This window comes from Pandoraea terrigena (genome assembly GCF_902459705.1).
Classification (GTDB): domain Bacteria; phylum Pseudomonadota; class Gammaproteobacteria; order Burkholderiales; family Burkholderiaceae; genus Pandoraea; species Pandoraea terrigena.
This window is the reverse complement of the sequence record NZ_CABPRU010000003.1, coordinates 389,597-402,330: the sequence shown is the minus strand read 5'-3', so window position 1 is coordinate 402,330 and position 12,734 is coordinate 389,597. Positions and strand designations below refer to the sequence as shown.

Genomic DNA, 12,734 nt, shown 5'->3' with positions numbered 1-12,734 from the left:
TGTGTGAATATTCTAGGTACCCCCCCTTGTTGCCTCAAGATTGATTCTGATAATCGACCATGAAGTATCGGCATGACTATTTGTCGCGGGACGAAACCCTCAGTGCGCTGGGCGTGACGGCGAAGACGCTCTATTCCTACGTGAGTCGTGGAAAAATACAGAGCATCCCGGTCCCGGGGACGCATCGACACCTCTACGCCCGCGCTGACGTTGACGCGATGGTCGCGCGTGGACGCGGGCGAGTACCGCGTGCCGTGACAGCAGCGACTTCGATGCACTGGGGCGAGCCGATCGTTGCCACGTCGATCACCAGAATCGACGAACATGGTCCGCGCTACCGGAGCCACGCCGCCGTCGAATTGGCGACGCAGGGCTACCCCTTCGAGGCCATTGTCGAACTCCTCGTGACGGGCACGTGGAACCCCCTGGCAGAGCCATGGCCAATGATCGAACTGCCAGAACGCCTTCACGCATTGCTACACCTTCATGCCGAGTTGGGGCCGCCCGACGACATTGGAAATCTGATGGCGATGTGCGCACTCGCCTTGAATGGACACGAGATGCCGGATGGGCCGCAATGCGCTCACGGCGATTTGCGCCGCGTACAACGGGTCTATCATGCGCTCGTCGGATGCATTGGATTCCTATCGACTTCGCGGGCTTACATACCCCGCCGACCGAATGAGCGATTGGCCGCATGGGCATTGCGGGCTAGCGGCGCGAGCACAACGCGGAGTGCGATCGAAGCGATCAATGCCTTGCTGATTGTTTGTGCCGACCACGAACTGACGCCTGCCACGCTGGCTGCACGAGCCGCGGCATCCACGTCCGCGCCCCTGTTCAACAGCGTCGCGGCGGCGATCTGCACGCATTTGGGGACTTCGGTCGGAGGCGCGACATATGTTGTGGAGCGCAGGCTGGTCGCCCGCTTGTCTGGCGCGACCCACAACGATCATCTCGACCGGATCCGCGCGGAAGGGAAAACGCTGTACGGATTCAACCATCCGCTTTACCCCAATGGAGATCCGCGAGCGCAGGTTTTGTTGGGATTGGCCGCCAAACAGGCCCACAACGCCAGCCGGGCCAAAGCGATGGCCAGGCTTCTCGCCGATGCGAATGAGCGCTTTCAGCTTACGCCTGGATTGGCCCTTTCCCTTGTGGCATTAACGCAGGCGGTGGGAATGCCGGGCGGCAGCGCCGCCGCGTTATGGATGGTGGCGCGAACCAGCGGGTGGTGTGCTCACGCGATCGAGCAGCGGGAGCAAGCATTCATGCTCCGGCCCCGAGCGACCTACCGCCCTGCAGACGTGTGATGGCGGTCGGCAAGGCGGGCGACTTCAGCTCGGCGGGTCGCCACCGTCGCCGGGAATGGCTATGATGTCGCCATACGGTCACGGTCACGGCCACGGCCCGCCGCGGCGCCGGACGAGTGCCCTGGATCGCGCTTCGCGACCCTCTCGATCGGCGCGGCGCGATCCGCCACGTCAATCAAGCCATCCTCAAGGACGCCCCCCATGAACGACACCGTCACGCCGACTCAGCCATTGCTCGATACCGCAGCCTTGCGCGACTTCGTTGAGCGTAAATGGAACGAAGAAATCCTGCATGCGCTGACCGACTACATCGCCATACCCGCCAAGAGCCCCGGCTTCGATGCCGATTGGGCGCGTAACGGCTACATCGATCGCGTGGTGCGCGATGCCGCCCAGTGGGCAGAGCGTCAACCAGTGAAGGGCCTGAAGCTCGAAGTGATTCGTCTGGACGGCCGCACGCCGGTGATCTTCTTCGAGGCCCCCGCCACGCGCTCGGGCAGCGACGAGACGATCGTGCTCTACGGCCACCTCGACAAGCAACCGGAGTTCGATGGATGGCGTCGTGACCTGGGCCCGTGGACGCCCAAGTTCGAAGACGGCAGGCTCTATGGCCGTGGCGGTGCAGACGACGGTTACGCCATCTATTCCAGCGTGACGGCGCTGGCCGCCCTCGATGCCCAGGGCGTGGAGCGCCCGCGCTGCGTCGGTCTCATCGAGACGTGCGAAGAGTCGGGCAGCTACGACCTGCTGCCGTATGTCGATGCGCTGCGTGAACGATTGGGGCGTGTCGGCCTGGTCGTCTGCCTCGATTCGGGGGCAGGCAACTACGATCAGTTGTGGCTCACGACGTCGCTGCGCGGCCTGATCTCGGGCAGCCTTGAAGTGCAGGTGCTTGACGAGGGTATCCACTCGGGCGGCTACGGTGGCATTGCGCCGTCGAGTTTTCGCATCATGCGCCAGTTGTTCGAACGTCTGGAAGACGCGGGCAGCGGCAACGTGCTGCCGCAAGGCTTTCACACGCCGATTCCGTTGCAGCGCCTGAAAGAGGCGGAAGCGACGGCGCGCATTCTTGGCGACGACGTCTGGAAGAAGATGCCGTGGGCGTGCGGTCAGGATGGCAGCTCGGTGCTGCCGACCACGACCGATCCGAAGGAGGCCCTGCTCAATTCGACGTGGCGTCCGTCGCTGTCGGTCACCGGGGCGGCGGGCCTGCCGGCGCTGTCGGATGCGGGCAACGTGCTACGTCCGCGCACGGCGTTCAAGCTGTCGCTGCGTCTGCCGCCGCTTGTCGACGCCGCGCAGGCCGTGGCCGAACTCAAGTCGCTGCTGGAACTCGATCCGCCTTACAACGCGAAGGTGACGTTCAAGTCTGATGCCGGTGCAGCCTCCGGCTGGAACGCGCCCGATGTGGCGCCCTGGCTCACGTCGGCGCTCAATACCGCATCGCAACGGCACTATGGCGAAGATGTGGCGTACATCGGCCAAGGCGGTACGATTCCGCTGATGAATACGCTCCAAGCCGGTTTCCCGACGGCGCAGTTCATGGTGTGCGGTGTACTCGGTCCCAAGTCGAACGCGCATGGCCCGAACGAGTTCCTGCACGTACCCTATGCGAAGAAACTGACGGCTGCGGTCGCCGAGGTGATCGCCCTGGCGCCGTAAGGCCGTTAAGATTCTTAAGGCCGTCAAGGTGACGCGCCTTGATAGTGAATTGACGATGCATGACAAAACGGGCCGCATGTCAGCGGCCCGTTTTTTTGCGTTGACGCAAGCGCACGCTCAGAGTCGATGCGTGACGGCGTCCAGTACCTGTACCCCACGCATGAAGTCGTCGAGATCCATACTCTCGTGTGGATTGTGCGAGCCGTTGGCGTTGCGCACGAACACCATGCCGCTCGGAATGCCGGCGTTGGCGAAGATGGCAGCGTCGTGGCCGGCGCCGCTCGGCACCCGTTCCTGCGCAAGATCAAGCGTGCGGCAAGCGTCGACCAGCCACGACGACACCTGCGCATCCATGATCGCCGGGGGCGACGCGAGTCGCCGGTCGAACACGAATTGCACGCCACGATCGCGTTCGATGGCGCGGCACTCGGTACGCATCAACTCGTAGAACACGTCGAGCGTATCAGCGCTCTGGCTGCGCACTTCCAGACTGAAGTCCACCTTGCCTGGAATGCGCGAGATGGCATGCTCGGCGGGATCGGTGCCGACGATACCGGTCGTCACCACCAGATCGATGCCGCGCGCGAGCAGGGCGCTCCAGTGCTCGTCGAGACGCGTGATGAGATCGGCCACGGCGAACATGGCGTCGTGACGCAGCCAGCGCGGCACGGCGCCCGAGTGGCCGGCTTCACCCACGCATGACACGCGGTTGTGCCGCACGTTGCCGCGAATGCCGGGCACGATGGCCACTGGCAGGTCGCGCGCGATCATCACCGGGCCCTGTTCAATGTGCAGTTCCAGCCACGCCTTGGCGCGTGAGGCGTCGAATAGCGTGGCGCCGTCACGAATCGCGTCGATATCGGCGCCAGCCTCGGCCATACATGCCGCGAGCGTGCGGCCATGCGTGCGGTGGGGCATGGCCAGATCGGCATCGTTCAGTTTGCCGAACAGCGCGCTCGACCCCATGTACGCTCGACCGAACCACGCGCTTTCCTCTCCGCGCAAGGCGAGTACGCGCACCGGCGTGGATGTGCGACGCTGGCTGCGTTGTTGTTCGACGAGGCACAACAGACCACCCACGATACCGGCAAGACCGTCGTAGTTGCCGCCTTGCGGCACCGAATCGAGATGCGATCCGATCCATGTGGCGGGGGCGTCGCCGGTGTCGTCGGGCAGCGTAAAGACCAGATTGGCGGCGCGGTCGCGCGAGACGGCCAGTCCCTGATGCCCGGCCCATTGCGCCAAGTACGCGGCCGCGGCATTCTCGCCCTCGCCATAGCTGTCACGGGTAATGCCGACGCCATCGTCGCCAAGGCGACGCAGGTCGGTGAAGAGTTGCTCGGCCAGCGGGGCCAGCGCGTTCAGTTCCATGAGTGTGCTTCTTTTCGCGTAATGCATCGCGAGGGTTGCGTAAAACGTGCGACGGCTCAGCCGGATTGCTGTGCGAATCGCAGCCAACGGTCGGTCAGTTGGGCGTCGAGCGCGACGGCGCCGGTGAGTGTTGCAATGCGCTCGACGGCCTGCGCATCGCAATACGCCGCCAGTCCATCGACGATGTGTCCCATGACGGCCGGATCGCGGAACGACGCTGTGCCGACTTGCACGGCCGATGCGCCCGCGAGCATGAATTCGACCGCGTCGTCTGCCGTTTCGATGCCACCGCAGCCGATGATCGGAATGTGTACCGCCCGATGGCACTGATGCACGAGCCGAACGGCGAGCGGTTTGATCGCCGGGCCGGAGAGTCCGCCCATCACGTTGCCGAGCTTGGGCTTGCGCGTGCGCACGTCGATGGCCATGCCCAGCACGGTGTTGCCCATGACGATGGCGTCGGCGCCAGCGTCTTCCGCCGCTTTGGCGATCAACGCGACCTGGCCGGCGTTGGGCGTGAGCTTGACCCACACCGGATGCGAGGTGCGTCGGCGAATGGCGCTCACAGCCTTGTAGGTGCTCTCGGGCAGCATGGCGAAGGCCATGCCGTCCGCCTCGAGGTTCGGGCAGGAGATGTTCGCCTCGATGGCCGCGACTTCCGGCAGCGACAACGTCTCGCAGGCTTGCCCGAAAGACTCCGCCGTGTCGGCCGACACCGACACAACCACAGGCGTATCGAAACGCGTATAGGCGGGCAGCACGTCACGCCGGTAGGCGTCGAGCCCCTTGCTCGGAATGCCGATGGAGTTGAGCATGCCGCTGGCGGTCTCGGCCACGCGCGGCGTCGGGTTACCCGCACGGGTTGCGGGTGAGACGCTCTTGATGACGAGCGCACCGAGCCGGGTCAGATCCAGCGCTTCGGCATATTCGAGCGCGAAGCAGCCAGAGGCCGGCATGACGGGATTGCGCAGCGCGAGCGACCCGATGCGTATGGAAAGATCAGCCAAAATTCACCTCCCCGACGACGTCGCGAATCGGAAACACCGGGCCTTCGCGGCACACGCGCAGGAATTGCTTGTCGCCATCGCGATCGAACAGGCGCACGCACGACAGGCAGACACCCATGCCGCACGCCATGCGTTGTTCCATCGCGACCTCGGCCGTGATGTGCGGATGAGTGCCCAGCACACGCTGGAGCAGCATCAGCAGACGATGCGAGCCGCAGGTGTAGACGGCGTCGTGCGGTGTGGTGTCGAGCAGGGTACGTATGCGCGGCTCCAGTGCTTCGACGGCCGACGAGCCGTCGGTGTCGAACACGCAATGCACGTCGGCCAATGCGCGTGCTTGGGGCGAGCGCAGGAATTCGTCGCGCATCAAATCGGCGTCGGTGCGGGCCGACATGACGACCGTCAACTTCAGCCCGGCCGCCGCCGCCCGTTGCACGAGCGGGGCCATCGTCGCCAGACCGACGCCGCGCGCGACCAGCATCACGCGCTGCCACTGCCCGGACTGCGTATCGAGCGTGAAGGTATTGCCGAGCGGGCCGACGATATCGAGCGTTGCGCCTTCCGGCAGGGTGGCAAGTGCGCGCGTGCCGACGCCCGTGACGTTGTAGAGAAACTCGATGATGTCCGGCTCGGGGCCGGTGCCGTAGACGCTCATCGGGCGCAGCAAGAAGGGGGCGTCGCTGTCCGTGACCGGACACTTCAGTTGGTAGAACTGGCCAGGCTGCGTCGTGAGCGCGATGGGCGCATCGGCCTGCAAACGCAGATAGCGGTAACGCGCATTGACTGCGTGATGCGTGAGCACGCGGCAGCGATGCGTCGCGACCGTGAGCGCGCGGCAAGACGCATCGCGAGGGTCGTGTGTGTCCGAAGGCAGCCCACCCAATGCGCGGGTGAGGTCGGTACGCGTCAGAGTGGAGACTGACATGGGGGGCTCCGGAGAGTGGGGGCTGGCGTTGTGCACGTCGCGCATCTCGTTATTCGAGTTCGACGCCCTTGAGTTCCGGGATCAGGAAGCGCGTCGCGATCATGTCGAGCACATACAGGCTCGCGAGCAGCGCGATGGCAATCTGGAAGGAGTAGCGGGCGGCGAGCGCACCAACGACGATAGGCCCTAGCCCGCCGATGGCGCGCCCGATGTTCCACAGCACGTTCTGCGCGGTGGCGCGTGCCGCAGTGGGGTACGCCTCGGACATGAGCGTGCCGTAGCCGCCGACCATGCCGTTCACGAACATGCCCATCAGCACGCCGGCGAAGAGCATCACCGTCGGGTCGGTCAACTGGGCATAGACGATCACCATGACCACGGCACCCGCCTGATACAGCAGGAACGTGGGACGGCGTCCGATACGGTCGGCCAGTTGCCCGAAAACCCAGACGCCGATCATCATGCCGATCACGGTGGCCGCAGTCCAGAGGCCGGACTTCGTGAGCGAGAAACCGAGCTTTTGCGAGAGGAACGTCGGCAGCCAGATCATGATCCCGTAGTAGCCGAAGTTTTGAACCGAGCAGAGGATCACGATGCCCAGACTCACGCGAGTGGTGCTGGCGTCCTTGACGAGCAGACGGAAGGCGCTGCTGCTCTGACCGGGCTGCGCGGTCTTGCCGGTGCGTCGTACGAAGACTTCGGGTTCATGCAGCTTGTTACGCAGTACCCATGCCATGAGGGCAGGCAGCACCCCCACGAGGAACATGCCGCGCCAGCCGATGTGCTGGAGCAGCAGCGGCGTAAGCAGCGCTGCGGCAAGTACGCCCGTCTGCCAGCCGAGTGCGACGTACGACGAGACGCGTGCGCGTTTGGCCGCGGGCCAGGCTTCGGCGGCCAGCGCCATGCCGATGCCGAATTCGCCGCCCAGCCCGATGCCCGCAATCGTGCGATACGCGAGCAGGTCCCAGAAGCCCTGCGCAAACGCGCACAGCCCGGTGAAGACGGCGAACAGCAGGATCGTCCACGTGAGCATGCGCACACGGCCATAGCGATCCGAGAGCGCGCCGAACAGAATGCCGCCGGCGACGGCGCCGATCAGCGTCCATGTCACGAGAGCACCGGCCTGTCCGCGGGAGAGCTGCAGCCCCGCCGTAATCGCCGGTAGCATGAAGCCGAGAATCAGCAGATCGAAACCGTCCATTGCATACCCAATGGCAGAGCCCGCGAGCGCTTTCCATGCGTAAGGGGTGACGATGTCGTCGGACGTGGCGCCCGCGCGTTGCGCACCCGGTGTGTTCAGGTTGACTTCCATGATCGGTTCCTGTGAGGCGGCGAAGCGACGCGGTGGTAGCCGCTACGTCGGTTTCGTCCAATTCTGTCAATTTGTCTAAATTTTTAGACAATCAAGTGAAAAAATCCCGCCGGGGATGCACGTCAAGACTCGCTCGTCGTCACGCAACGTCACGCATAGACCTCGGTCGTCAATTGCGCGGCGAAGCCGTTCAGCGAGGCAAGGAAGCTGGCATCGGAGGTGGCTGCCGCATCGCGCAACATCGTGGCATAGGCCTTGCTGCGTGCGAGAAATGCCTGAAAGGTCTCGCCGCTCGCGGCGATGCCCGACTGGCGTTCCGCGAACGTTTGTGCGGCCTGCGCCAGCAACAACAACGCAGCGGACTCGCGCGTGGCTGTCCTCGACGCATTGAGACAACGCGCGGCAAAGTCTTCGATGTCGGACAAACCGACCGTCTCGCGTTGTAACCAGACGCATGCAAGTTGCAGATCCATCATGCTCTCCATTTGTCTAAATATTTAGACTAAACGAACCCGGTGAGGCAGGCAAGGCGAAAATAATTGGGTCAAACCCTGATATCGAGGCCGTGCGATGGCGTTCGTCACGGGCGGCAATCGTCCGCCGTTGCCTGCCTCGGGAAGGCCGGCGATGTGACCCGCCTTCGCTCAGAACTTCATGCGCAGGCCGGCGCCGTAGGTCTGGCCGGTCGACAGATCGCTCATGTGGTCGTACTTGTACGCGGCGTAGATATCCGTACGTTTGGATAGCGGATAGTCATAGCCGAGCGCCCAAGTGGTGCGACGCTGGTTGTCGCCCGAACCGTTCGAGCCGGTGTAGGCGACCGAGGCGAGCACGCTGCCGCGGCCGAGCGGCACCGAGGCACCCAACTGTCCGGTATTGGCATGGAAGTTGCCGCTCGCGGCCTGACTTGCGATGAGCATGTACTGAGCGAAGACCTTCACCACGGCGAAGTCGTACGAGAGGCCGAGCTGTGCCGTGTTCTGGTTGGTCAGCCCGGTGACGCCCGGCAATTGCGTGCCAAAGTCTCCCGGCGTCGTGCTGAAGTTCACGTACTGATAGTTCACGGCCGCGGCGAACGGGCCGTTGGCGTAGGTGATCGCAGCGGCCCACTTCTTCGCGCTATGGTCGGTCGGGCTGTTGCCCGTCGCGTATAGCAACGTGCCCGCCATCCCAGCGTATGTCGGCGACGTATACGCGACGGCGTTGTTCCAACCCGAGTCGCCCACCACGCCTTGCGTTCCCAGACCCTTGTAGGTGTGGAAGATCATCGGCGAGAAGGTATACGAATTGTTGAACGGGTTGAACCGGATCGTGGCGAGATAAAGCGGGGTGGTGATGCGACCCAGGCGCAAGGTGCCGATGGCGCTGGACAGACCGACGTATGCGTTACGCGAGAAGAAGCTGTCGCCGGCAAAGCGGCCGTACGTTCCGTTGTTCGGCTGGAAGTAGCTTTCCAGCACAAACAGCGCGCGGTTACCGCCGCCCAGGTCTTCGGTGCCGGCCAGCCCCCAATACGACGTCGTCATGCCGCCGCCTTGCTGCACGACGGCCGCGTTGCCGCCGGGGTTCTTCACCGAGCCGACGTAGGCGTCTGCCAGGCCGTAGAAGCTTACGCTCGATTGCGCGTGAGCCGTGGTTGCGAGCGTCGCGGCGCCCAGTGCGGCGGCGCCAGCCACCTTGTGCCAGGTTTTCATCATTCCCTCTTTGTCTGTCTAAATTTATGGACGAAGCGCAGGCTATCGCTGCGAGCATATGGGGCATCCTCCACGAAGCATTGGGTTTGCCCGCGTTGCGGAGCAGGCCCGTGCCGTGGGGTCCCCGTGATCGGAATCGTGCCGATGTCTAAAAAAATAGACAATAGAAAAATATTCGACAAGTCGATGTGGGGTGTTTGCGACAGTGCCGGGGAGGGGGAACGGCACTGTCTCGGCGGCAAAGGCGCGGCATCGAGACGTGCAGGCGACCGGTATAATCCCGGCACTGCAATGCGGGCGCGGCGCGTTTGGCCGGACCGGGCATTGGCATCCGAGAGGGGGCGATTTGAATCGAGCTGCGACGACATCCCGGGCGCCGAGAGGCGCGCGTTTCAATTTCCGAGCCATTGGCGAACGTTTGCGCGCCTATCGGCTGGCGGCGGAGTTACGTAGCGAGGATGTGGCCGAGCAACTCGATATCTCGCGCGCGGCCATCTATAAGCTCGAGCGCGGCGAGATCGTCAAGATCGACACCCTCGAGCGGCTCGCGGCACTGCTGGGTGTGTCGCTGGCAAATCTGCTGGGGGTGGAAGTCGAATATCACGACTCGGCAGTGAGCTACTTCGAGCGGATGCGTCAGTTGGAAGGCCGCTCAGAGCGCGTCGTGGCGCACTTCGACCCAATTTCGTTTCTGCTCACCTCGCACGACTACGACGTGTGGCTGCGTCGCATGCTCGAGGAGAGCATTCCGCCCGCGCTCGCCGACCGCCATTGGGCGAACACGATCGATCGCGTGCTGGGCATTTTGCAGGAGCGCAAGTCGAGTTTCTCGCGTCACCAACTGGCCGTGACCAGCCTCATCGGGCTGCGTCAGATCGAGCAGTTCCTGCATCACGGTCTCGTGGGGCGGCTGGGGCTGCCACCGGGCGTGCAGCTCGAGCGCAAGATGGCGGCACGTCGCGAGGTCGCGCGAATTGTCGAGTTTCTCGAGGCCGACACGACGGGCGTGCAGATCGGCGTCGTGAGCGACAACATGCCCAATGAGTCGTTCCAGATCTTCGAGGCGCACGGCGAAGCCTATGTCGCGGTCTCGCCGTTCCGTCTCGGCGAGCTACCGAACCTGCGTACCGGCATTGCCACCATCACGACGTCACCCGACGGCGTCGGCATGTACCGCGCCATGATCGACCGACTCTGGGCCGATTCGGCCAAGGGCAGGGAAGGTGCGGCGCTGATCGGGGAACTGCTGGCGCGGTTCTGAGGGCGCTGGCGAGGGGCGGCAGGCGCCTCGAATGGCCTCGTTGTGCACGCGCATTGCGTGCGGGAAAACGATGAGCCGGTGCCACAATACGAAGTCTTCCCACACAATCGACATCGCTTCCCGGCAAACCGCTCTAGTCTCCTTGCGGTTGAAGACCATTCGGTCTGTTTACCTTGGAGACGATCATGGGAACCATTTCCGCTGCATCGCGCGGCTCGCCGGTGCAACTCATTTCCATTACCCGGTCGAAGCCGCCTGATGATGGGAACAGCTTCGGCTCGGACTTTCAGAGACTGGGATCGATTGCAACGTCGGCGCTTGGATCGACCGGCAAGCCTTGGCAGTCCTACCCGGTGCGGCCGCGAAGCACACAAGCCAACAACGGCATTTCCCTGGGAACCTGGTGCGCGGAGCGCGATCGGGAGGTGCTTCACGCCAAGCGCCTGTGCGCCGACCCGCTGATGCCCAAGTTCGTCGGCGAGGGGCTTGGGCGCTGGTGCGCCCGGTTTACCGACGCCGTCGACGCCGACGTGAGCTTCGAGCTTGCGCGCGCGTCCTCCATGCAGCGCGTACGTCTCGGGATTCCCGCCGAGCCAACCCGTTTTGTGCGGACGTTCGCCACAGGCTCGGTGCGCGCGCAGCTTGGCGAGATTGCACAGGTGAGCCGCGAGGTTCACAAGCTGGCCGCGACCCTTCCCTCGTTACCGAAGGGGGAGGCCCAGATGATTGCCCTGAGAAATCGCGACGATCTCGCTGCGCTTCGGGATTCGATGTTGCGACTGACGGTGAATTCGCACGAACGACGGAGTGACCTGCTTCGTTCCGAACTGAACGCCCTGATCGCGCTCAACGACATGGCGCGCGAGGCTGAGCGAGAGATGACCAACGGCGGAGCCGATGTGCCGCTGCGCCTGGCCGTGCGCGATGGCAACTGGGTACTCAAGCCTGCCGAGTCGACCTCCTGGTTTGCCCGGAACCAGACGCGTGCGGCCAACGATTCGGCCCGCCTGGCCCTGCTTCTCGGCTATCCGGCCGACCAGCCTGTCACGCTCAAGATGATTCGGCGCCTCGGGTTCGGCGCGCAGGAGTACACGGCGGTGCTCAACGACGCCAGATCCAGCGGCCGCGAGGCTGCACGCTCCTGGCTCGCCGTCAGGGCACTGGACATCGATACATGGAAGGCGGCCGGCCGCGCCGTTCACGGTCACCTCGGGCAGTCGGAGGCGGGCAGGGCGTCTGCGGGCACACCGACGCCCGCGCATGACGACAGCCAGCTTGGCGACGACCTTACGCCCGCCGCCGACCCACGGAGTCCGAATCGTGAACGGTTGCGTCGGACGACGGCCACGCCGGTGGATGCCACCCGGCTTTCGCATCGCATTCGTCCCCCGGTGAACGCGCCGGGCGCCGAGCGTCCCGACAGTCCCGAGGGGACGGATGCGCATGGATACGCGCGTGTCGCGCGGGCGGACGCACAGTCGGATGTCCCCCGCTTCACCGCGCCGGACGGGAGCGAATACGCGCGCGTTGTGAAAGCCAAGGTTTCACCGGAGTCCCTGCGCGAAGCATCACCACTCTCGCGGCGAGAATATTTCGCCCAGGCATTTTGCAGCGCGCATTCGGGGCAGCAGCACCAGTTGCGGACGATTTTCTCCCGATCCATGCTGCCCGAGCCAGCATCGCCTGAACCGACCATGGGAACAAGCAGGACTGTCGGCAGCGGGCGAGACCGGGCGACGCAGTTGCCACCGCCGCCTCCGCCCCCCTTGTCGCCGCCACCGCCGCCACCGATCTCGTCGCTGCCGCGCATCCCTGAGTAATCAACCGCGTTATCAAGCAAGCCAGGCCGCTACCGGAACACGGAGCGGCCTTTTTCATGTGGCGCCAGGGCGCGCCTGCCGCGACGTCTGTCCTTGTCCGCCACTGCGGTTTCCTCACGCCTTCCGCGAAGAAATCACACCAGGAATTTTATTTGGCGAAACACTTCGTGCGCGCGTGATAGTGAATATTTTAATTATCTGCAAGCCTATTTAATCAATGGTTTGCGCGAATTGCGCAACACTCTTGTTTTGCCATGCAGGGGGGCTTGTCAGTAGAATGGCCGCGTTAATTGCGCTACGCGAAGCGAATAGCCTGTCAGGTTTTCTTCACGCATGGTGAGCAATGGCTTGACTGTCATGCGTGATTCG

At 64.0% G+C, this 12,734-nt stretch carries 10 protein-coding genes; 4 read left to right on the top strand and 6 right to left on the bottom strand.

Features of this window, described 5'->3' with window-relative positions:
• The first annotated feature begins 59 nt into the window (after positions 1–59).
• Complete coding sequence (locus PTE31013_RS09445; protein ID WP_150612546.1) at positions 60–1,313, top strand: citrate synthase; 1,254 nt, start codon at positions 60–62, stop codon at positions 1,311–1,313.
• 201 nt (positions 1,314–1,514) lie between these two features.
• Positions 1,515–2,975 (top strand): M20 family metallopeptidase, encoded by a 1,461-nt coding sequence (locus tag PTE31013_RS09440; RefSeq protein ID WP_150612545.1) that lies wholly within the window; start codon positions 1,515–1,517, stop codon positions 2,973–2,975.
• Positions 2,976–3,092: 117 nt separating this feature from the next.
• Here PTE31013_RS09440 and PTE31013_RS09435 read toward each other — a convergent pair whose 3' ends face one another.
• From PTE31013_RS09435 to PTE31013_RS09410, 6 genes are all read right to left on the bottom strand, one after another.
• Positions 3,093–4,346: a hydantoinase/carbamoylase family amidase gene (locus PTE31013_RS09435; protein WP_150612544.1), complete on the bottom strand. Its 1,254-nt coding sequence runs from the start codon at positions 4,344–4,346 to the stop codon at positions 3,093–3,095.
• A gap of 56 nt (positions 4,347–4,402) precedes the next feature.
• Positions 4,403–5,353, bottom strand: a complete 951-nt coding sequence (locus tag PTE31013_RS09430) for a dihydroorotate dehydrogenase (protein WP_150612543.1) — start codon at positions 5,351–5,353, stop codon at positions 4,403–4,405.
• Complete coding sequence (locus PTE31013_RS09425) at positions 5,346–6,278, bottom strand: dihydroorotate dehydrogenase electron transfer subunit (RefSeq protein WP_246174161.1); 933 nt, start codon at positions 6,276–6,278, stop codon at positions 5,346–5,348. The genes PTE31013_RS09430 and PTE31013_RS09425 overlap by 8 nt, the downstream gene beginning before the upstream one ends.
• 49 nt (positions 6,279–6,327) lie before the next feature.
• Positions 6,328–7,479 (bottom strand): MFS transporter, encoded by a 1,152-nt coding sequence (locus tag PTE31013_RS09420; protein ID WP_232424696.1) that lies wholly within the window; start codon positions 7,477–7,479, stop codon positions 6,328–6,330.
• 260 nt (positions 7,480–7,739) lie between these two features.
• Positions 7,740–8,063 carry a hypothetical protein gene (locus tag PTE31013_RS09415; protein ID WP_017235150.1) on the bottom strand — a complete coding sequence of 108 codons (324 nt, stop codon included), beginning with the start codon at positions 8,061–8,063 and terminating at the stop codon, positions 7,740–7,742.
• Positions 8,064–8,234: 171 nt separating this feature from the next.
• Positions 8,235–9,287 carry a porin gene (locus tag PTE31013_RS09410; protein ID WP_017235149.1) on the bottom strand — a complete coding sequence of 351 codons (1,053 nt, stop codon included), beginning with the start codon at positions 9,285–9,287 and terminating at the stop codon, positions 8,235–8,237.
• Positions 9,288–9,702: 415 nt separating this feature from the next.
• On the opposite strand from PTE31013_RS09410, the gene PTE31013_RS09405 reads away from it, so the two are divergent.
• Positions 9,703–10,545, top strand: a complete 843-nt coding sequence (locus PTE31013_RS09405; RefSeq protein ID WP_246174149.1) for a helix-turn-helix domain-containing protein — start codon at positions 9,703–9,705, stop codon at positions 10,543–10,545.
• Between the two features lie 185 nt (positions 10,546–10,730).
• A complete protein-coding gene (locus PTE31013_RS09400; protein WP_150612539.1) occupies positions 10,731–12,365 on the top strand; it encodes a hypothetical protein in 1,635 nt (544 codons plus the stop codon).
• Positions 12,366–12,734: the final 369 nt, after the last annotated feature.